Source organism: Sphingomonas sp., from assembly GCF_013812825.1.
Lineage (GTDB): Bacteria > Pseudomonadota > Alphaproteobacteria > Sphingomonadales > Sphingomonadaceae > Sphingomicrobium.
In genome coordinates this window covers 24118-44399 of the sequence record NZ_JACCSU010000017.1, presented here as the reverse complement: position 1 = coordinate 44399, position 20282 = coordinate 24118, and the positions used below count along the sequence as shown (strand labels likewise).

Here is a 20282-nt window from a genome sequence, read left to right as displayed (position 1 = left end):
CCCTTGAGTTGCACAAGCATCATCGCGCGCTGGGGCTAGCGACCGCCCCGACCGGCACCCGCCGAGGTGCCGATATCGCCAAATTGCGTCCGGCCCAGCCGGTGACGCTCCTGCGTCCGCGCGCCGCGCGCCGCGCCGCCCGCTTCTTCGTCGAGAAGTTTCCGGGCCGCTCGCTCTATGCGGTCAAGGCCAATCCGTCGCCGGACCTGCTGCGGCTGCTGTGGGACGAGGGCATCACTCATTACGACGTCGCCTCGATCGGCGAAGTTCGCCTGGTCGCGCGGACTTTGCCGCAGGCGGTGATCTGCTTCATGCATCCGGTGAAGTCCGAGGAAGCGATCGCCGAGGCCTATTTCGACCATAAGGTTCGCGCGTTCAGCCTCGACTCGCTCGACGAGCTCGACAAGATCATGCGCGCGACCGCCAGCGACGGGGTCGCTGCGACCGATCTCTACCTGCTGGTGCGCCTGCAGGTCAGCTCGGAGCACGCCAGGCTCAGCCTGTCCGCCAAGTTCGGGGCCGAGCCGAACGACGTGAAGCCGCTGCTGTTCGCGGCCCGCCAGGCCGCGGACGCGCTCGGCATCTGCTTCCACGTCGGCAGCCAGGCGATGACCCCGGCCGCCTTCTCCGACGCCATGGCCCGGGTCCGCGACGCGATCGTCGAGGCGGCCGTCACGGTCGACGTCGTCGATGTCGGCGGCGGCTTTCCGTCGACCTACCCGGGGATGGAGCCGCCCCCGCTCGAGGCCTATTTCGACGTCATCCACGCCGGCTTCGAGGCGCTTCCGATCAGTTACTCGGCCGAGCTGTGGTGCGAACCCGGTCGCGCTTTGTGCGCCGAATATGCGAGCCTCGTCGTGCGCGTCGAGAAGCGCCGCGGATCGGAGCTGTACATCAACGACGGCGCCTATGGAGCGCTGTTCGACGCTGCGCACATCGGCTGGCGCTATCCGGTGCGGCTGCTGCGCGAGGCGCAATCGAATGTCCGGCCGATGGAGTTCAGCTTCTACGGCCCGACCTGCGACGACCTCGACCAGATGGCCGGGCCGTTCGAGCTTCCCGGCGACGTCGGCCCCGGCGATTACATCGAGATCGGCATGCTCGGCGCCTACGGCTGCGCGATGCGCACCGGCTTCAACGGCTTTGGAGTCGATGGCGTCGAAATCGTCGGCGACGAGCCGATGGCGACGCTTTATGGAGCGGCCGCCGAGCGCAAGCGTTCGAGAGCTGTGCGGCTTTAGAACAAGCGAGCCCCGGCGGAAGGCCGGAGCCCAGTCCGAAAAGCAAAGCTGCACCCCGGCGTTCGCCGGGGAACAGCAATATGGAGCGAAGAATGAACATCCCCGCCCCGGTCAACGACGCTCCGGTCAACGACGCCCCGGTCAACGACACCCGCAAGGCCGAGCTGCTGGCGAGCCCGGTCGAGCATATCGACATCACCAGCTTCGACGCTCGGCCGATCGTCGAGGCGATGGGCAAGATGAGCTTCACCAGCCGCGACCTGGCGCGCGCCACGGGCATTTACAATGCGATGCTCGAGGACCCCGACTGCTCGATCTTCCTGGTGATCGCCGGCTCGACCTCGGCCGGCGGCTGCATGGACCTGTACGCCGAGCTGGTGCGGTCGAACATGGTCGACGCGATCGTCGCCACCGGAGCGGCCATCGTCGACATGGATTTCTTCGAAGCGCTTGGCCACAAGCACTACCAAGCGCTTGAAATCCCCGATGATAAGGTGCTGCGCTCGCTGTACATCGACCGCATCTACGACACCTATATCGACGAGGGGGCGCTGCAGCAGACCGACTTCACGATCGGCAAGATCGCCGACGGGCTCGAGCCGCGGCCCTACTCTTCGCGCGAGTTCATCCGCGAGATGGGCAAGTGGCTGGTCAAGAACGGCAAGAAGGACAACAGCCTGGTCAAGCTCGCCTTCGAGCACGACGTGCCGATCTTCTGCCCGGCATTCACCGACAGCTCGGCCGGCTTCGGACTCGTCAAGCACCAGGTCGACGCCAAGAAGCGCGGCGGCCACTGGATGACCCTCGACAGCATCGCCGACTTCCGCGAACTGACGGACATCAAGATCGCCGCGGGAACCACCGGCCTGCTGATGATCGGCGGCGGGGTGCCGAAGAATTTCGCCCAGGACACGGTGGTTTGCGCCGAGATCCTCGGCCACGAGGACGTCGAGATGCACAAATATGCGGTGCAGATCACGGTCGCCGACGTTCGCGACGGCGCCTGCTCGTCCTCGACTCTCCAGGAAGCGTGCAGCTGGGGCAAGGTCGACACCGCGCAGGAGCAGATGGTGTTCGCCGAAGCGACCAGCGTTCTGCCGCTGCTGGCGTCCGACGCCTGGCACCGCGGCGCCTGGCGCGACCGGACCAAGCGGCGCTTCGCCAAGCTGTTCGACTAAAGCGCGTTTGCTTAATGCGTGTGTGTGCCGGCGGCGGCGGTTGAGACGCCGTCCGGCCGCCCCTTGCTTGCAAGCGCGTAGCCGGCGAGGCTCCGCTTGCGCCCCGGGGCCAGCTTGAGCGCCGCCGCATAGGCTTCGGCGGCCTCGGCTTGCCGGCCGAGCGCCGCGAGCTCGTCGCCGAGCAGCTCGAAGCTCGGTTTTTCGACCATCGGCGGACCGAACGGCACCTCCATCGTCCGCTCGATCTCCGCCGCCTTTCTGAGCGCGGCCAGGCCCTCGTCGCGCCGGCCCGCGGCGAGCGCGTCCAGCCCGTCGGCCTGCACGAGGATGATGTTCTGCCGCTTGGCTGCAAGCGGGTGCATGCCGGCGAACGGCGACTTGGCGGCCGCTGCCTTGAGGCGCGCGCGCGCGGTGGCGAGCGGCGCCGCCTTGCCGCGGACGAGCAGTAGGTCGCCATAGGCGAGGTCGAATTCCTGGGCCGGGAAGCGGGACGGATCGACCGCCAGCGCCGGGGTCGGCGCAGCGCCCGTCTCGACGATCGTCTGAGCGCGCATGGTGGCATATGAGCGCGTCGGGCTGCCCCGCCCGGGATCCTTGACTCCGGCAAGCTCCGCCGCCGCCCGCGTCCGACACGCCGCGAGGATTGGAGCCGCCTTGTCCGCCTGGTCGACCTGGAAATGGGCGTAGTGCATCCATTCGAGATAATGGCCGCACGCGCCAGGTTTGCGCCCCTCGGCGGCGCGATCCCTGTTCACCACCTCCATCGCCTTGCGGTTCGCCTGGATCGTCGCCGGCCAGTCGGGCAGCGCGATGAAGATGTGGCTGGTCATGTGCTGGGCATGGTGCGAGCCGGGCGCGATCTCGCCGTAAAGGCGCGCTGCGCGAAGGCCGAGCGGCGCATGCACGGGGTCGTCGTAGCTGTGGATCAGATAATGGACGACGCCGGGGTGCCGCCGGTGGCCCGGGAAATGCTCTTCGAGGATCGCGGCGGAGCGCATGTAAAGCCCGAAGTGGCGGCCCTTGTGGGCGAGCCCGAGCAGCGACAGCGCGTAAAAGGACGCCGCGTCGACGTCCCTGGGATAGGCCCGGTAGAGCTGCTCCATCCGCGCCGAATAGGCAAAGTCGCGCTGCTCCTTGCTGCCTTGGCCGTAGAGCGCCTCGACGGCTTCGAGGAAGCCGCGCTCGCGGGGGGTTTTCGCTTTCGCCAGCCGTGCCGCTCTGTTGGGACCCAGCTTGGCGAGCGCTGCGCGCGCTTTGTCCGGGTGCTGCTCCATCCAGACCGTATAATTCTCGGCCATCGCTTCGCCCCAATAGGCCATTGCGAAGCCCGGGTCGGCTCGCTGCGCTTCCTGGAAGGCCTTGACCGCCTGCGGGTACTGGAAGTTGTGGAGCAGGCCGACGCCGCGCTGGAAAGAGGCCTGGGCGGCGGGCGCGCCACTGTTGGCGAAAGCGACCTCGCCCTGCGATGCCGGAGCTTGGGCCGACACGCTGCCCGAAACCAGCCAAACGGCTGCCGCTGCTGCAAGCAAGGTGCTGCGTCGCATGACTCGACTCCCCCTGAAATCGTGCGCGGGAAGAAAGCACGAACCCGGCGCCTGCGCAACGCGGCGGTGCCATTGCACGCAGGCGCTTGGTGACGCACAATCGCGGCGGCAAACTAGGGGGTGAATGATGGACTACAGCCCGATTCTGATTCCGGTCGTGGCGCTGGTCGCCTGGTCGCTCGTGATGTTCCTGTGGATGCTCGCGGTGCGGCTTCCGGCGATGCAAAAGGCCGGGATCACATTGTCGAGCGCGCCGCCGGGGGCGAGAGGAAGCCAGCTCGACGGGGTCGTCGACGACCGGGTCCAGTGGAAGTCGCACAATTACAACCATTTGATGGAGCAGCCGACGCTGTTCTACTCGATCGCCATCACGCTTGCGCTGATGGGTATGGGCGAGGGCCTCAATTACTGGCTGGCGTGGGGCTACGTCGGCTTTCGGGTGCTCCACAGCATCGTCCAGGCGACGGTCAACCGCCTGGTGTACCGGACGCCGTTGTTCATGCTCGCCTCGCTGTGCCTGATCGCGCTCACGGTGCATGCCGTGATTCGAGTCCTCCACGACTGCGGCTTGATCTAGCCCGAGATGAGCCAATCGGCGGAGCGGTTGCGGCTGCTGAACTGGGCGGCGGTGCTGCTGTTCGTCGCCTACGGCGCGATCTACGTCTCGACCCTGGATTTCGGGCACCTGCTCCCGCGCGACTCGAAGCAGCATGTCATCGGCCGGGATTTCCTCAATTTCTGGATGTACGGCCGAGCGGCGTTCGAGGCCAATCCGGGGCAATATTATGACCTCCGGACCTACTGGGCGGCGGCCGATGCGGTCACCGGCCCCGGCTACCCGCCCCAGCTGTGGTCCTACCCGCCGAGCGTGATGCTGCTGGCCGCGCCGTTCGGGGCGCTGCCTTACCTGGTGGCGCTGGCGATCTGGACCGTCATCGGCATCGCCGCCTTTGTCGTCGCACTGAGGCTGTGGACCCGGGATCCGCGCTTGCTGCTCCCGCTCCTGCTCGCTCCGGCGGCCATCTTCGGGTTGGTCTCCGGCCAGTTCCATTATCTGGCGACCGCCGCGATCCTGACCGTCCTGCGCTGGCGGGAGTCGCGACCGCTCCTCGCCGGCCTCATCCTCGGACTCCTCACCGTCAAGCCGCAGATCGGGCTGTTCTTCCCGATCCTCCTGCTCGCGACACGCAGCTGGACGGTGATTCTCGTCGCCTCGCTGACCGCGCTTGCGGTGGCCGGGCTGACCGCCCTGGCCTGGGGCGTCGAGGTCTGGCTCGCCTATTTCAGCGCAGGGCTCGCCAACCAGTCGCTGGTCCTCACCGATCCCGAGAATCTGAGCGAGCAGTGGATGGCGACGCCGTTCATCAATGCTCGATCGGCGGGACTTCCGGTCGCTGCGGCGGGCGTGGTCCAGGCCGTCGCTTCCGCACTCGCGGTGGCGCTGGTGTGGCGGACCTTCTCACGCCGCCCGCGCGCCGACGATCTTCGAGCCAACGCGATCTTCCTCGCCTGCGCGACCTTCGGCACTCCCTACATGATGTCCTACGACACTCTGCCGCTGGTCGTCGGAATGCTGCTGTTGATGCCGATGGACCCCGTGGGGCGCCTGCTGACATTGCTCGCCTGGGGGCTTCAGCTGCTGCAGTTCGCTTTCGGAGTGCTCCATCTGCCGGGGCCGGCTCTGATCCCCATCGTCATCGCCCTCTATCTGGTGAAGCAGCCGGCCAATTCGACATGGGTTGACCAGCGGAACTGGCCGACCGGCCGCACCCAGGAGAGTGCGTAGCCGCCGCCAGCAAGCGTCTTGGCGTCGCGGGCGAAGGTCGCCGGGTTGCAGCTGACGTAAGCGATCCTAGGCACGCGCGACGAGGCCAGCGCGGCGATTTGTTCGGCGGCGCCGGCGCGCGGCGGATCGAGCACTACTACTTCGAAGTTCGCCAGCTCCGAAGCATCGAGCGGACGGCGATAGAGGTCGCGGTGCTCGGCCGCGATTGCCTTGCCGGACGTACCCGCCGCCCGCTTGAGCGCCAGCACCGAGTCGCGCGACGCTTCGGCCGCATAAACCTGACCGGGCAGCGACAGGGCGAAGGTGCCCAGCCCCGCGAACAGGTCGGCCGTTCGCTGAGCCGGTCCGGCCGCCTCCCGCACGGCGGCGACCAGCGCCGCTTCCCCGTCCTCGGTCGCCTGGAGGAAGGCGCCGGTCGGGAATGGCACCGGCGTCCCCGACAGGGTCACGGTCACCGGCACCGGCTCGTAGAAGGTTTCCGGCCCCAGTCCCTGGTCGAGGCTCATCCTTGCCAGCCGGTGCCGGGCGCAGAAATCCGTCAGCCGCTCGATCGCTTCGAGACCCGCCGCCTCGACGCCCTTGAGCCCGACGTCGACGCCCTGGTCGGTCAGCGCCAGCTGCGCCTCGCCGGTCTGCCGCGGCTTCAGCAGATCGCCGAGCAGCGCGCGCAACGGCGCGACCAGTGCGAACAATTCGGGCCGCAGGATGTGGCACTCGTGCATGTCGACGATCTGGTGCGAGCGCTCGGCGTTGAAGCCCAGCACGGCTCCCTTTCCGAGCCTCAGCGCCCGCAGGCTGGCCCGGCGGCGGCTGTTGGGCGGCGACAGATGCGGCTCGCGGATCTCGGTGGCGAGGCCGTGCTGGGCGAGAGCGCCCTCGACCCGCGACACCAGATAGCCCCGATAGGCGTCGTCGTCGGCGTGCTGCAGCTGGCAGCCGCCGCATTCCGGAAAGTGACGGCACGGCGGCACCTGGCGGTGCGGGCCGGGCTCGATCCTGCCGTCGTCCAGGAGCCGGTCGCCGGGAAGCGCGAATGGCACGTGGCGGCCGCTTTCCGAGACTCCATCGCCGCGCGCGGCGATGCGCACGATGGCCTCGCTCACAGCGCCGCCGGGATGGCGGCAGCCAGGTCGTCGGCGATCATCTCCGGGCCGGCGATCTGCGCCGAGCGGCCGTGAATCCACACCGCTGCGGAGGCGCCCTCGAACGCGTCCAGCCCTCTCGCCCGCATCGCCGCGATGATTCCGGCGAGCACGTCGCCGGTGCCCGCCGTGGCCAGCCAGGCCGGAGCCGGCGGGGCGAACCCGAGCCGCCCGTCGGGCGAGGCGACCACGGTGTCGGGCCCCTTGTAGACCACCACCGCGCCGCTGCGCCGCGCCGCTTCGGCCGCCTGGTCGGCCTTGCTGCCCTCGAGCTTGCCGAACAGCCGCTCGAACTCGCCCGAATGCGGCGTAATGATTGCATCCTGGCCGCGCAGCCGCTCGGGATCGCCGAGCAAGGTAATACCATCGGCGTCGATCACCTTGGGTGCCTTGCTGGTCAGCACCAGGGTCAGCAGTTGCGGGATGTCGCCCATGCCCGGACCGACTAGCAGGCAGCCGATCCGCGGGTCGTTGACCTCGGCGGTCTCGAGCTGGACGACGGCGGACGGAATCCCCTCGATCGGGCGGGACGTGCTGACCCGGACATAACCCGCCCCCGAACGCGCTGCCGCGGTCACCGCGAGCGCGATCGCGCCCGGCATCGTCCCGGCGAGCGCGTGAACGAGGCCCCGGTCGTATTTGTGACCGAGCGGATCGAGCGCCGGCAGTTGGGGCGGAGCGATCTCGTGCCAGTCGCCGGCCGCCGCGATGCCGATGTCCGCCAGCACCACCCGCCCGCAGCGCCGCATCGCCGGCATCAGCCGGTGCGCGGGCTTCAAGGCGCCGAAGGTGACCGTCAGGCCGAAATCCGGGACGGCGCTGAGCTCGGCTCCGGAATCGCTGTCGATCCCGCTCGGAACGTCGCAGGCGACGCTCGCCACGGCGGCGCCGCAAAGGCGCGAAAGCTGTTCAGTTACAGAATCTTCCAGCCCGCGCTTCAGCCCGGTCCCGAACAGCGCATCGATCAGCAGCGGCGCCGGCTCGGTGCTCGAGCCCAATTGCTCGACCCTTCCCTGCCAGTGCGAATGGCGGGCGGCTTTCGCCGCTTCGGTGCGGGGCTCGGCGAGCGCCGCAATGCGCACCGGCACCCCGCGCGCGGCGAGATGCCGGGCGGCGACATAGCCATCGCCGCCGTTGTTGCCGGGGCCCGCGAGCACCAGCGTCGGCCGCGGTCCGGCAAATCGCAAAGCGGCCTCGGCGAGCGCCGCACCGGCGCGCTCCATCAACTGCTCCACCGCAGTGCCGGCGTCGATCGCTTGCTGCTCGGCGGCGGCGATTGCGGATGCGGTCAGGATCGGGCGCCCGGCGGTCACGGCCGACCCCTTAGCGCAGGCTGGTCGCGAGGCGCCACCACTGCTCGGGAACGGCCGCGGCAGCCCGGTCGCGCTCGGCGTCGCTGGCGAACAGGGCGAAGCAAGCGGCCCCGCTGCCCGACATGCGCCCGAATTGAGCTCCGGGCTGGCCGCGAAGCCAGTCGAGCACCTCGGCAATCTGAGGCACCAGCGTGATCGCCGGCGCCTCGAGGTCGTTGCGGCCATCGCGCCAGTCGCCCAGCGGCCCGCGGTCGACTCCGTCCCAGCGCTGGAACACGTCGCGGGTCGACAATCCGACGCCGGGGTGGACGAGCAACAGCGGAGCCCCCGCGATCGACGGGTCATCGACGAGACGCAGCTGGTCCCCCGCACCGTCGCCGCGGCAGGTCATGCTGAGCAGGCAGGCCGGCACGTCCGCGCCAAGCCTGGGAGCAACCGCCGCCGCGTGCGCCGGATCGACCCCCCACATCGCCGTCAGCAATCGCAGCGCCGCTGCCGCGTCCGCCGAGCCGCCGCCGAGCCCCGCGGCGACCGGCAGTCTCTTTTCCAGCCCGAGCTTGGCCTTGCATTCGACCCGCGCCTGGCTGGACAGTTCGAGCGCGGCTCGAATGACGAGATTCTCGTCCTCGCTGTCGAACAGCGGGGCGGCGAACGGCCCGTCGATGGTCAGCTCGAGCTCGCCGGCCTCCTCGGCCGTCAGCCGGTCGCCGTCGATGCAGAAAGCGAACAGGGTCTCGATGGCATGGCGGCCGTCCGGGAGCTTGCCCCGGACATGGAGCGCGAGATTGATCTTGGCCGGAGCGATTTCCCGCCAGCGCGGCTCGCCTCCCTCGTTCACGGTGCCCCGCTCAAGGCGCGGCGGTCGCCGGGGTCAGCCCTGTGTCGAGTTTTGCTCGGACCCGGGCGGCGATATCCTCCTCGGCCGTGAGCAAGGCGGCGTTCCACGCGAAGCGCGCCTCGTACCGCCGGCCGCTCGCATAGAGCGCGTCGCCGAGGTGCTCGTGGATCTCGGGCTGCCCCGGGTCCTTGGCGGCGGCTCGCTGCAGAGCCTCGATCGCGTCGGCGTAGCGACCGCGCTTGTACAGCGCCCAGCCGAGCGAGTCGGTGATCGACGCATCGTCCGGGGCAAGCGCGCTCGCCTTGCGGATCATCGCCTCGGCCGCGTCGAGGTCCTCGCCGCGCTCGAGCTTCGCATAGCCGAGGAAATTGAGGATCAGCGGCTGGTCGGGCGCAAGCGCCATCGCCGAGTGCAGCGCCTGCTTGGTCTCGGGCCAGCGGTCGGCGTCCTCGAGCGCGCTCGCCTGCAGCAGATAGAGCGGCCAGAGCTCGGACTGCAGCCCCTGCGCCCGAGCCAGGTTGACCGCCCGCCCGTAGGCGTCGGCGGCCTCGTTGTAGCGCTTCATCCCGGCGTAGACGTCGCCGAGCCGGGCAAGGTCGCTGACGGTTGCATCGGAAGCGGACGCCTGCGAACGGGCCAGGCGAAACGCCTCGTCGAAGCGTTTTTCGTCGATCAGGATCCTCGCCGCGGTGTCCTGCGCCTGAGCGGCGAGCGGATCGGATGCCGGAACCGAGTCGAGCACCTGGAGCGCCTCCGCCGCCCGCCCTCTGCCGTCGAGCAGCAGAGCGAGCAGCACCGCCCCGGCGGCGTTGCCGGGATCGGCGTAGCGCGCGACCTGGACCATTGCGATCGGCAGCGAGCGATTGTCGAGCCGGTTGAGGTCGACGGCCATGCCGAGCAGCAGCTCGGCATAGGCCTTGGCCGGCTCGTCGATCGTCGAGCCGGTCCGCTTGCCGGCTTCGATCCGCCGTTTCGCGACTCCGGTCTCGGTGCCCATTTCGCGCACCATTGCCAGGGCGCGCTTGCGGTCGCCGGCGGCGAGGAAGCCGTCGGCCAGGGCCAGCCTCAGCCGAGTCTCGCGGGGCCCGGCGGCGGCGAGCGCCTTCAAGGCATAAGGTTCGGCGTCCGCGGCGCGGCGGAATTTGAGCAGGATGAAGGCGATATTCTCGTCGCGGAACGGGCCCAGCAGCGCGCTCGGCGGGATCTTTTCGAGGACCGCGAGCGCCCCCGCCAAGTCCCGGCGCTCGGCCGAGTTCCAGGCGGTGAGCAGCGGCGAGAAGAAGGACAGGCTGCCATCCGCCAGCGGCCCCGAAAGGAGCCCGATCGCCAGGTCGGAACGGCCGCGCTTCAGCTCGTCCGCGACCAGCAGCATGCGCCCGTCCACCGGCAGCTTGGCGAGCGGCAGCCTGCGCGCGAGGCGCAGCGCGAGCGGCATGTTGCCGGCGCTGATCGCCTCGGCCAGCGCCTTGCGGTTGATGGTCGTGTCGTCGGCGGTCATCTCGGCCAGCGCCGCGAGCAGCTCGGCCGAGCGCCGGTGATCGCCGCTCATCGCCGCGGCGCGCGCCTGGACGTAGGTCCACGCCGGGTTGTCGGTCGCGGGATTGCGAGCCGAGGCCGGCGCCGCGACCAGAGCCGCTGCTCCAATCATCGACGTCGTCAGTGACCTCGCGATCGATTTACATGTTGGGATAGTTGGGGCCTCCTCCGCCCTCGGGTGTCACCCAGTTGATGTTCTGCGTCGGGTCCTTGATGTCGCAGGTCTTGCAGTGCACGCAATTCTGGGCGTTGATCTGCAGCCGCATCTCGCCGCCGTCATCTTCGACAAATTCATAAACGCTCGCCGGGCAGTAACGCTGCTCGGGGCCGGCATAGACCGGAAGATTGATCGCGGTCGGTATGTCGGCGTCCTTGAGCGTCAGATGAACCGGCTGGTTTTCCTCATGGTTGGTGTTGGAGATGAACACCGACGACAGCAGGTCGAAGGTCAGCACCCCGTCGGGCTTGGGATAGGCGATCGGCGATGCATGCTCCTTGCGCTTGAGGCGGGTGTGGTCGGCATGGTGGCTGAGGGTCCAGGGAACGCCGATTCCCAGCTGGCCGAGCCACATGTCGAAGCCGGCGTAAACCGTTCCGAGAAGGCCGCCCCAGCGCGCCACCGCCGGCTGGGCGTTGCGGACCATGCGCAGCTCCTTGTCGACCCAGCTCGAGCGCAGCGCTTTGGGATAGGCGTCTAGCCGGTCACCGCTCCGATCGGCGCAAATCGCCTCGAACGCGGCCTCGGCGGCGAGCATCGCCGACTTCATCGCCGTGTGGGTGCCCTTGATCCGCGGCACGTTGACGAAGCCGGCCGAGCAGCCGACCAGCGCGCCGCCCGGAAACACCAGCTCGGGAATCGACTGCCAGCCGCCCTCGTTGATCGCCCGGGCGCCGTAGGACACGCGTTTGCCGCCCTCGATTTCGGCTCGGATCGCCGGATGGGTCTTCCACCGCTGGAACTCGTCGAACGGCGACAAATACGGGTTTTGGTAATCGAGCGCGATCACGAAGCCGAGGGCGACCTGGTGGTTCTCCTGGTGATAGAGGAAGCCGCCGCCCCACGCGTCCTCGAGCGGCCAGCCTTGGCTGTGGACCACTCGTCCGGGCTTATGCTTGTCGGCAGGAATATCCCACAATTCCTTGATTCCTATGCCGAAAACCTGCGGTCCGCTGTCCTTGCGCAGGTCGAAGATCTCGGTCAGCCGCTTGGTCAAATGGCCGCGCGCCCCTTCCGCGAAGAAGGTGTAGCGGGCGTGGAGCTCGATCCCCGGCTGGTAGTCGGGACGGTGGCTGCCGTCGCGGGCGACCCCCATGTCGCCGGTCGCGACCCCCTTCACCGAGCCGTCGTCGTGGAACAGGATTTCCGCCGCCGCGAAGCCGGGGAAGATCTCGACCCCCGCTTCCTCGGCCTGGCCGGCCAGCCAGCGGCAGAAATTGCCGAGGCTCAGCGTGTAGGTGCCCTTGTTGTGCATGAACGGCGGCAGCATCCACTCGGGCATCCGCCATTTGCCCTTGCTGGTCAGCACCCAGTGATGATTCTCGGTCACCGGAACGGTCAGCGGCGCGCCTTTGGCCTTCCAGTCCGGGATCAGCTCGTCGAGGCCTTTGGGGTCGAGGACCGCGCCGGACAGGATGTGCGCCCCGACCTCGCTGCCTTTCTCGAGCACGCAGACCGAAAGATCGCGCCCCGCCTCGGCCGCCAGCTGCTTCAGCCGGATCGCCGCCGTCAGCCCCGCCGGGCCGGCCCCGACCACGACGATGTCGTACGGCATTGATTCCCGCTGGGTCATCGGCTCCTCTCGTCCCCGCGCTCTGGCGCTGGTGCGTCTCGTCGCGGTCGCGGCACAACTCGACTCATGTGCACTGCCAATTCCTTGACCGCGCCGTCAATGGCCGGGAGGGTCGCCGGCGATGGGTGGGGACCAGGATCGGATCGGTGCGGCCGAGGCCGCGAGCGCGCTTGGTTGGTGGCTGGAAGCCGGAGTCGACGTCGCCGTCGCGGAAAGCCCGCGCAACTGGCTGGAGCGCAAGGCCGAACCGTCCAACGTGCGCGAGCCGTCGCCCCAAGCCGTCAGCCAGGCGCTGGAGACTCTCCACCTGTTCCGCGACTGGCTCGGAACCGCGCCTTCGCTGCCGCTCGGAAGCCTGGGCACCAAGCGGGTCCTGCCGCAAGGGCCGGAAGCGGCTCCGGTCATGCTGATCGCCGAAATGCCGGGGCCGGAGGACGCGGCCGAAGGCAGGCCGATCGGCGGCGAGGCGTGGCTGTTGATGACCAGGATGCTGGCCGCGATCGGGATCCGAGCCGAGGATGCGTACAGCGCCAGCCTGTCCTGCTTCCACTCGCCGGGCGCCAGGATGAACGCCGGCGAGCTTGCCGAATGCGCGGACATCGCCCGCCAGCATATCGCTCTCGCCAAGCCCAAGCGCCTGCTTCTGCTGGGCGACGCTCCGGCCCGGGCGCTGCTCGGCAAGCCGCTCGCCGCAGCGCGCGGCCATGTTCACAAAATAGAAGGGGTGCGTACGCTAGCGACCTTCCATCCGCGGTTCCTGATGAACCGGCCTTCGGACAAGGCGCTCGCCTGGCGGGACCTGTTGCTGCTGATGGAGGAAGAGGCTTGAAACCCGGTCTGTTCGCTCTTGCAGCGCTGCTGTGCGCTTCGCCCGCCTGGGGCCAGGACCCGCTGGCGCCGGTCCCGGAAACGCCGCCGCCCAGCGCTCCTGCGCCGGCGCCGACCGTCAGTCCGCCGCCGCAAGCTGTCGCTCCCCCGGCCATCGTCGCACCGGCGCTTCCGCCCATCCAGGTTCCGCTCGACTGGCGCGGAGTGTTCGCTGCGATCCGCGGCGGCAATTGGCGCGCGGCCGAGGCCGGCATCGCTTTGCTTCCCAGCCATGTCCTGTCGCCGGTCGCCAGAGCGCAGCTGTACACCGCCAAGGGCTCGCCGACGGTCGATCTGGGGCGGCTTCAGGCGCTGCTTGCCGAAGCTCCCGATCTTCCGCAGGCCGAGCAGCTCGCTCGGATGGCGCTGAGTCGCGGTGCAACCAACAGCCCGATGGTGATCCCGAAACGGCCGCTGGCGTGGCTCGGCTCAGCGCCCCGGCGCTCGCGCGCTCGGCCGGTCCAGGGCGAGCCGGCCGCCGACCAGCTGCGCACCGCGCTCGAGCCCCTGCTCAAGGTCAACTCGGCCCCCGAGGCCGAGGCGCTGCTTCTCCAGACGGCGCCGCTGCTGTCGGTCCAGGCCCGCGCCGAAGCCGGGCAGCGGATCGCCTGGGCCTATTACCAGCTCGGCCGCGACGTCGACGCCCGCCGGGTCGCCGATTCGTGGCGCCACGGAGCGAGCGGCGACTGGGCCGCCCATTCGGCGTGGGTCTCGGGACTGGCGTCATGGCGTCTCAACGATTGCGAAGCCGCCTCGCGCGCGTTCCGCGAGGTCGCCGGGACTTCGCGCGAGCGCGAGCTCGGCGCCGGCGGCTATTACTGGGCGGCGCGCTCGGAGCAGGCATGCCGACGGCCCCCGTCCGTCGCTCCACTGCTCAAGGCGGCGGCGCGGTCGACCGAAAGCTTCTACGGGCTGATCGCCCGCGAGGCACTGGGCCTCGACACGCGCCTGCCGCCCAATCCGCGCAGTCACTCGGCCGTCGTCGAGACTCTGCCGAACGTCCGCCGGGCGCTCGAGCTGGTCGCCATCGGCGAGCGCTGGCTGGCCGAGGACCTGCTTCGCCACCAGGCCCGGATCGGCCGCCCGGCCGAGCATCACGGCCTGATCGAGTTCGCCAAGCGGCTCGATCTCGCCGGCGCCCAGTTCTGGCTCGCTCACAACGGCCAGCCGGGCGCGGTTTCGGATCCGCGCGATCGCTATCCGGTGCCGCGCTGGGCGCCGATCACCGGCTGGCGGGTCGATCCGGCGCTGGCCTTCGCCCACGTCATCCAGGAATCGACCTTCCGAGCCGACGCGGTCAGCCCCGCCGACGCGGTCGGGCTGATGCAGGTCCGGCCAGGCACCGCTCAGGATATGGCGCGGGCGCGAAACCTGCCTTACTCGCGGGCCAGCCTGACCGACCCCGGCTTCAATCTCGAGTTCGGGCAGAGCTTCATCGAGCAGATGCGGCGCTCGTCGGCGACCGGCGGCCAGTTACCGCGCATCATGGCAGCCTACAACGCCGGCCCGACTCCGGTCGCCCGCTGGGCCTGGATTCCCGACCGCGGCGATCCTTTGCTGTGGATCGAGAGCATCCCCTATTGGGAAACCCGTTTTTATGTGCCGGCGGTGTTCCGCAACATGTGGGTCTATCAGGGGATCGCCGGAGCCGACGCGCCGACGCTCAAATCGATGGTCGAGCACAGCTGGCCCGCCTTCCCCACCGGCCGCACCGATTTTACCCAGTCCGTCGGCGGGAACTGAACGCCTTCAAGGTCGCTTAATAACCATAACGGAGGAGTGACCTATGTATATTGGAATTGGCGGCCTGATCCTGTTGATCATCATCCTGGTCCTCATATTCTGACGGAAACCAGGGCCCGCTAGCCGATCCGGGCTAGCCTTTGTTCTTATATGTTCTGCAGTCGGCGTACCTTCACGGAATGCCGGTTGAGTCGACCCGCGGGCGCGGAGCAACGCGCAATGCCGCCCCCACGCGCTTCAACCTGAAGGAGCGCGCGATCGATGGCGACTGGCTCGACACGGTCGAGGCGCTCGACGGCGTCCCCAGGCGGCGGACGACCGTGACCATCGAACGCCCCAAGTCGATCCTCACGCGCAACAGCTCCCCCGACGTCGGCTTCGACCGGTCGATCAACGCGTACCGCGGCTGCGAGCACGGCTGCATCTACTGCTTCGCCCGGCCGACGCACGCGTTCCACGACCTGTCGCCCGGAGTCGACTTCGAATCGCGCCTGTTCGTCAAGCCGAACGCGGCGCAACTGCTCCACTCGGCGCTGTCGCGGCCCGGCTACAAGTGCGCGCCGATCGCGATGGGCACCAACACCGACCCCTACCAGCCGATCGAGGAGCGCTGGCGGGTGACGCGCTCGGTGATCGAGGTGCTGCTTGAGACCCGCCACCCGTTCACCATCACCACCAAGTCGGACCGGGTGCTGCGCGACCTCGACCTGCTGAAGCCCGCGGCCGAGCTCGGAATCGTGGCGGTGGCGCTGTCGGTGACGTCGCTCGACCCCAGCATCGCGCGAACCCTGGAGCCGCGCGCGCCGAGCGCCCGCAAGCGGCTCGAGGCCGTTCGCCAGCTGAACTCGGCCGGAGTCCCGTGCAGCGTCGCAATCGCTCCGGTGGTGCCGCAGATCACCGACCACGAGCTCGAGGCGATCGTCGAGGCCGCGGTCACGGCCGGAGCGAGCGGCGGATTCTATCTGCCGGTGCGCTTGCCGCACGAGGTCGCGCCCTTGTTCCGCGCCTGGCTCGACGAGCATTACCCGGACCGGGCGGCGAAAGTGATGGCGACGATCAATTCGATGCGCGGCGGCCGCGACAACGACCCCAATTTCTTCAGCCGGATGCGCGGCCAAGGGCCGTGGGCGGAGCTGCTTGCAACGCGTTTCGAAATCGCCGCGAGGAAATACGGCCTCGGCCAGGCCAAGTTCGAGCTCCGCCGCGACCTGTTCCGCCCGCCCGAGGGCGCTCAGATGCGATTGCTGTAAGCTCGGCGAGAAGCTAGGCACGAGGCCTGAAACGCCGTCCGCGGCGTTGACAGCCAGCCAAGGAGAAAGCCGATGCGTGCTGCAATCATCCTCCCCGCCCTTCTGCTCGGCGCGTGCCAGGTGAGCACCGACGACGCCAACGATTCGATGACGGTCGCCTACAACCAGGATCTCGCCGAGAATGCCGCCGCGGACGCCGCCAACACCGCCCAGGACATCGGCGGCGACATCGCCAACGACGTCGAGCGGACCGGCGACAAGGTCCAGAACGAGGTCGGCGACGTCGATGTCGACGTCGACGTCGACGTCGATCGCAACGCGCCAGCCAATTCCAACTAAACGGCCAATTTGAATTAGGGCTGTTCAGCTCCTCGGCGGATGGTCGGGGAGACAGGATTCGAACCTGCGACCCTCTGCTCCCAAAGCAGATGCGCTACCAGGCTGCGCCACTCCCCGACGCGTCGGCCAGTTAGCAGCGGTTGGACGGGCCGTCACGGGAGTAAATCCCGTGACGTCGATCGATCCGGCTTGGCGCCGGTCGTCGGCCGGCTCTTGCTGTAGTCACGATTGGCTCGCGCTAATCGTGCTCAGCGCGAGCGGTGGGCCCGGAGGGAATCGAACCCCCAACCAAGCCGTTATGAGCGGCCGGCTCTACCGTTGAGCTACAGGCCCTGCCCGGCTTCCAACCGATTAGCGGTGCGCGAGGCCCCAGCGCAAGTCACAGGCCCGCAAGTGACGCCGCAAGTTACAGCTCCGGCAGAGCAAGCGTGATCCGCGCCTTGGTGATCGTCAAATTACCGCCGGCGATCCGCGCCAGGCCGCGCACCAACCGCAGGCTGAAGCCGCCGCTGGCCGGATCGCCGTTCGATGAGTCGAGTCCCGGCGGCGGCCGGACCCACAGCAGGCAGCGGCCATTGCTGTTGTCGAGATGGACGGCAACCTGCTTGCCGTCGGCCGCAGCGCTGAGCAGCGCGGTGCAGAAGCGGGTGATGAGCCGCTCGGCGAGCGCGGGCTCGAGCGCGCAACGGCGCCTGCGGGTCTCGATCGACAGCTCGAGCTGCGGAGCGTCGCTCGATGCGCCCTGGCGCATCCCCGCCCCGATCTGCTCGAGCAGCATGGCGAGATCGGTCCCGCTTCCCGGCCGGTTGCGGTCGGACTGCAGCTTGGCGGCGAAGTCGAGGTCGTCGATCGCCGACAGGAGCAGCCTCGCTTGGGCGACGATTTCGGCGGCCCGGGTTCGGTAACGGCGATCGGCCGGCCCGAGGAGCTGGGCGTCGATGATCTCGGCAAAGCCGATGATCGCGTTGAGCGGAGTCTTGATCTCGTGGACCAGCTCGCGCAGCGAATTGGGGTCGGTGAGCAGCCCCGACTGGCCGTAGCGGGCCGGGTCGAGCGCTGCGCCGGCCTCGCGAAGCGCGATCCCGCGATAGCCGGCAAATCGGCCGTTGGCGGGCTCGAAGGCCGGGACTCCGCTGATCTTCCATTCTCCGGCCAAGGTGCCTTCGCCCGGGAGCGAGAAGCGCGCGTCGCGGAACGGCGAGCGCATCGCGAATGCGCGCTCGACTTCCTGCTCGACGCCTTCGCCTTCCTCGGCGCGGCCGATCGAGCGGCCGATCAGCGGGCCGCGCGGCGCGCCCTCGACCCAGATGATCTCGCCCGACGGTCCGCACTCCCAGCGAAACAAGGTCGGAGCGCCGGCCGCGGCGGCCGCGGCCTCATCTGCGCCGGCCGCAGCCTGCGCCCGCCCCCGCCGAAGCCGCTCGATGCGGGCGACGACGTCACTGATCGACGGGACCTGCGGGGCCTCGGCCGGTTCGACATGTGGCTCCTCGGGTGCAGGCTCCACATGCGGCTCCTCGGGTGGTTCAACATATGACCCGGCGGGTGCGCGCTCGGCCGCGGGCTGCGGAAGCGGCAGGTCGGGATGAAGCGTCAGGATGAACCGGCGGGTCTCTTCGTCGGCCAGCGTCAAGAGCCTCTGCCAGTCGTCGCGCTCGAGCCGGGCGGCGGCGAGGATCGGGGCCGAAACCGCCATCGTGTCGGATGCGAACAGCGCCACCAGCTCATAAGGCAGCGGCAGCGCGGCGACGGCCCGCGCCGCAGCCGCCCGAAGCGAATCGTCCACCAGCGGCCGGTCGGACCGGATCAGGTGCAGCGCCTGTTCGACCAGCGGGTTGTCGGCCTGGCCGCCGGCGCGTGCGACGAGGTCGACGAGTTGGCGCCACCGCACCGCCCGATCGTGCGGATCGGTGGCCGGCTGGTCCAGCACCGTCATCAGGCGATCGTCGAAGCGCACCGGCTAGTTCCGCATCCTCAAGGTCGGCATGGCGGCTTGCTCTATCCGACGTGCGCGGGCGCGTAACGAGGCGGCTCTTAACCATCCCGAAATGGGACAGGAGTTTGGAAGGTCGCACGGCGGGTTTCTGGAGCGCCGGCCAACGCCCCAGATCACCAATAGTCTGTGCGGTTACGCCTGCTTGCTAGGTACGCGCCGCAACGTAGACGAGCCAATATTTGGCAAGCTCGGCCCGCGGTCCCGTGACCGCGTTGAGCGCCGCGGTCGCGCCGGCCTTGTCGCCCGCGCGGGCGAGCGCCATTCCAAGGTGGAGATTGATCAGGCTCGTGTCGGCGCCGGACTTGCTCAGCGCCGCTCGGTAAAGCTCGGCCGCTTTTGCATATTCGCCGTAGCCGTACAGCGCATCTCCAGTCCGGACCGCCAGCCTCGCCGCCGGGTCCGCGAGGGCGTTCCTGGTCAGTTCCGGCAAGGATTCACGGGTCATCGACCGGTCGGCGCGAAGAGTGGCGATGATATCCTTGAAAAGCGGCTTGCCGGGATCGATCTGCCTGGCCGCGACCGCCTCATCGACCACCGCCCTCGCCTCGCCCGCCGCCGCGTTCTCGGCGGCGGTGAACGCGTAGACGTGGAAGTCGGCATCGCCCTCCAGGGCCCCGGTGGCCCGGGCGAGCCGCAGAGTGTCAAGAGTCGTCAGCTCGTCGGGTTTCGCGAGCTTTCGGTAGATCCTCAGCGCATCGCGCCAGCTGGCCGGCGACGGATAGGCCGCGACCCACTGCCGGCTGAGCTCCATCGCGCTTGGAAGCTGCGCCTGGTAGGCGATCGCGATCGCGCGCTTGTACCAATTCTCCTCGGCTTTCTGACCGCCCGCGGACTTGGCGCTGATGGCGCGCTGCATGAGGCCCGCGGCCTGGCTTGCCTGGCCTTGCGAGTTCTTCGTCTCGGCGAGCAGGGCCAGTGCGTCGGCATTGTTGGGCTCCCCCGCCAGAACGCGCTCGAATGCGGCGGCCGCTTTCGAATAGTCCTTGTTCTTGAAATGGATATTGCCAAGCTCGCGGGTGAAGGCAGTGATCTTGGCCGGCTCGAGTCCGCCCGAAGCGAGCATCGCCTCGATCGCGGCGGCGATGGCGGCCTGGTCTTTCGATTGAGTGGCGGCCTTGAGCTGCATTCGGGCGACGAAATATTTTTCGTCGGCGGTCCGAGCGACGGCCTGGGCAGCCGCGAGCCGGGCCGGAATATTGGCCACGTCGTTCGATTCGACGGCCGCCTGAAGCTCCTGCAACGCCTTTGCGGCTTGCCGGGAGATGTCGATGGTGCGCTCGGGCCCCGGGCTTTGCGCGGCCGCCGGGATCTCCTGTCGCGGCGGCGGCGGGGCGTTGTACTGGGCGCTTGCCGGGGCGCCGGCGAGCGCGGCTGCAGCCAGTGCCAGCGGAGCGTTGGTCAGCGTCGACTTCATCAATTTCTCCTGTCCGCCCGGATCGGCTCCCGCCGCGGCTCCCGCCCTTGGCAGGCGCCCCATAAGCCTTGCCGCCTCGGCAGCAAAGCGGCACGCACAGATTCCCGCAAATGGCGGTGTGGGGAAGCTGAGTCCCGCGCCGAACCGGGCGATTGCCCTTCGTGCGCGTGCCTGCGCGTGCCCGCGCGCGCGGGGTGGCGCTCGCGGTTTTGATCGGCTAGTCGATGGACGGTGGGGCGCGTCCCGAACGGCGCATCCAGACCCTGTACGGTAATCTCTAGCTCAGGATAGACAGCACTTGGCCA

16 protein-coding genes and 2 tRNA genes are annotated in these 20282 nt (G+C 68.9%); 8 read left to right on the top strand and 10 right to left on the bottom strand.

Translation table 11 applies throughout. From position 1 onward, the window contains the following. Positions 1–8: 8 nt before the first annotated feature. Positions 9–1241: a type III PLP-dependent enzyme gene (locus tag H0T81_RS02185; protein WP_294009310.1), complete on the top strand. Its 1233-nt coding sequence runs from the start codon at positions 9–11 to the stop codon at positions 1239–1241. A 92-nt stretch (positions 1242–1333) separates the two neighbouring features. Next, entirely contained in the window at positions 1334–2419 is a 1086-nt protein-coding gene (locus H0T81_RS02180; RefSeq protein WP_294009306.1) for a deoxyhypusine synthase, read from the top strand. An 11-nt stretch (positions 2420–2430) separates the two neighbouring features. Here H0T81_RS02180 and H0T81_RS02175 read toward each other — a convergent pair whose 3' ends face one another. Then, positions 2431–3963 carry a hypothetical protein gene (locus H0T81_RS02175; RefSeq protein WP_294009304.1) on the bottom strand — a complete coding sequence of 511 codons (1533 nt, stop codon included), beginning with the start codon at positions 3961–3963 and terminating at the stop codon, positions 2431–2433. Between the two features lie 124 nt (positions 3964–4087). Here H0T81_RS02175 and H0T81_RS02170 point away from each other — a divergent pair, with 124 nt between their 5' ends. Together H0T81_RS02170 and H0T81_RS02165 are read left to right on the top strand one after the other, a co-directional pair. After that, positions 4088–4540 (top strand): MAPEG family protein, encoded by a 453-nt coding sequence (locus H0T81_RS02170; RefSeq protein WP_366474080.1) that lies wholly within the window; start codon positions 4088–4090, stop codon positions 4538–4540. Positions 4541–4546: 6 nt separating this feature from the next. Next, complete coding sequence (locus H0T81_RS02165) at positions 4547–5749, top strand: glycosyltransferase family 87 protein (protein ID WP_294009302.1); 1203 nt, start codon at positions 4547–4549, stop codon at positions 5747–5749. Here H0T81_RS02165 and H0T81_RS02160 read toward each other — a convergent pair. From H0T81_RS02160 to H0T81_RS02140, 5 genes are read right to left on the bottom strand one after another with little or no spacing between them, the layout of a single operon-like run. Then, positions 5668–6852 carry a class I SAM-dependent RNA methyltransferase gene (locus H0T81_RS02160; RefSeq protein ID WP_294009300.1) on the bottom strand — a complete coding sequence of 395 codons (1185 nt, stop codon included), beginning with the start codon at positions 6850–6852 and terminating at the stop codon, positions 5668–5670. The genes H0T81_RS02165 and H0T81_RS02160 overlap by 82 nt on opposite strands. Continuing rightward, the gene (locus H0T81_RS02155) at positions 6849–8204 is read right to left on the bottom strand and encodes an NAD(P)H-hydrate dehydratase (protein WP_294009298.1); all 1356 of its coding nucleotides are present in this window, start codon (positions 8202–8204) and stop codon (positions 6849–6851) included. Before H0T81_RS02155 ends, H0T81_RS02160 begins: the two co-directional genes overlap by 4 nt. 10 nt (positions 8205–8214) lie before the next feature. After that, the gene (locus H0T81_RS02150; RefSeq protein ID WP_294009297.1) at positions 8215–9042 is read right to left on the bottom strand and encodes a 4-(cytidine 5'-diphospho)-2-C-methyl-D-erythritol kinase; all 828 of its coding nucleotides are present in this window, start codon (positions 9040–9042) and stop codon (positions 8215–8217) included. A gap of 10 nt (positions 9043–9052) precedes the next feature. Beyond that, on the bottom strand, positions 9053–10690 hold the full coding sequence (locus H0T81_RS02145; RefSeq protein ID WP_294009295.1) for a tetratricopeptide repeat protein: 1638 nt from the start codon (positions 10688–10690) through the stop codon (positions 9053–9055). Positions 10691–10718: 28 nt separating this feature from the next. After that, positions 10719–12368 carry an electron transfer flavoprotein-ubiquinone oxidoreductase gene (locus H0T81_RS02140; RefSeq protein ID WP_294009293.1) on the bottom strand — a complete coding sequence of 550 codons (1650 nt, stop codon included), beginning with the start codon at positions 12366–12368 and terminating at the stop codon, positions 10719–10721. Between the two features lie 121 nt (positions 12369–12489). Here H0T81_RS02140 and H0T81_RS02135 point away from each other — a divergent pair, with 121 nt between their 5' ends. The 4 genes from H0T81_RS02135 (at position 12490) to H0T81_RS02120 (ending at position 16567) form a co-directional block, all read left to right on the top strand. Then, entirely contained in the window at positions 12490–13197 is a 708-nt protein-coding gene (locus H0T81_RS02135) for a uracil-DNA glycosylase (RefSeq protein ID WP_294009289.1), read from the top strand. After that, complete coding sequence (locus tag H0T81_RS02130) at positions 13194–14978, top strand: lytic transglycosylase domain-containing protein (protein ID WP_294009287.1); 1785 nt, start codon at positions 13194–13196, stop codon at positions 14976–14978. Before H0T81_RS02135 ends, H0T81_RS02130 begins: the two co-directional genes overlap by 4 nt. A gap of 179 nt (positions 14979–15157) precedes the next feature. Then, positions 15158–16228 carry a PA0069 family radical SAM protein gene (locus tag H0T81_RS02125; RefSeq protein WP_294009286.1) on the top strand — a complete coding sequence of 357 codons (1071 nt, stop codon included), beginning with the start codon at positions 15158–15160 and terminating at the stop codon, positions 16226–16228. Between the two features lie 72 nt (positions 16229–16300). Next, a complete protein-coding gene (locus H0T81_RS02120) occupies positions 16301–16567 on the top strand; it encodes a hypothetical protein (RefSeq protein ID WP_294009284.1) in 267 nt (88 codons plus the stop codon). 40 nt (positions 16568–16607) lie between these two features. On the opposite strand, the gene H0T81_RS02115 is transcribed toward H0T81_RS02120, so the two are convergent. From H0T81_RS02115 to H0T81_RS02100, 4 genes are all read right to left on the bottom strand, one after another. Next, positions 16608–16684 (bottom strand) — tRNA-Pro (locus H0T81_RS02115). A gap of 144 nt (positions 16685–16828) precedes the next feature. Then, a tRNA-Ile gene (locus H0T81_RS02110) sits at positions 16829–16900 on the bottom strand. A gap of 73 nt (positions 16901–16973) precedes the next feature. Next, on the bottom strand, positions 16974–18524 hold the full coding sequence (locus H0T81_RS02105) for a histidine kinase dimerization/phospho-acceptor domain-containing protein (protein ID WP_294009282.1): 1551 nt from the start codon (positions 18522–18524) through the stop codon (positions 16974–16976). 184 nt (positions 18525–18708) lie between these two features. Further along, on the bottom strand, positions 18709–19977 hold the full coding sequence (locus H0T81_RS02100) for a tetratricopeptide repeat protein (RefSeq protein ID WP_294009280.1): 1269 nt from the start codon (positions 19975–19977) through the stop codon (positions 18709–18711). Positions 19978–20282 lie beyond the last annotated feature (305 nt).

Coding starts and splice junctions, on each gene's coding strand:
- H0T81_RS02180 (WP_294009306.1), top strand. CDS start 1,334: ATGAACATCCCCGCCCCGGTCAACGACGCTCCGGTCAACGACGCCCCG.
- H0T81_RS02175 (WP_294009304.1), bottom strand. CDS start 3,963: ATGCGACGCAGCACCTTGCTTGCAGCAGCGGCAGCCGTTTGGCTGGTT.
- H0T81_RS02170 (WP_366474080.1), top strand. CDS start 4,088: ATGATGGACTACAGCCCGATTCTGATTCCGGTCGTGGCGCTGGTCGCC.
- H0T81_RS02165 (WP_294009302.1), top strand. CDS start 4,547: ATGAGCCAATCGGCGGAGCGGTTGCGGCTGCTGAACTGGGCGGCGGTG.
- H0T81_RS02145 (WP_294009295.1), bottom strand. CDS start 10,690: ATGATTGGAGCAGCGGCTCTGGTCGCGGCGCCGGCCTCGGCTCGCAAT.
- H0T81_RS02140 (WP_294009293.1), bottom strand. CDS start 12,368: ATGACCCAGCGGGAATCAATGCCGTACGACATCGTCGTGGTCGGGGCC.
- H0T81_RS02135 (WP_294009289.1), top strand. CDS start 12,490: ATGGGTGGGGACCAGGATCGGATCGGTGCGGCCGAGGCCGCGAGCGCG.
- H0T81_RS02125 (WP_294009286.1), top strand. CDS start 15,158: ATGCCGGTTGAGTCGACCCGCGGGCGCGGAGCAACGCGCAATGCCGCC.
- H0T81_RS02120 (WP_294009284.1), top strand. CDS start 16,301: ATGCGTGCTGCAATCATCCTCCCCGCCCTTCTGCTCGGCGCGTGCCAG.
- H0T81_RS02100 (WP_294009280.1), bottom strand. CDS start 19,977: ATGAAGTCGACGCTGACCAACGCTCCGCTGGCACTGGCTGCAGCCGCG.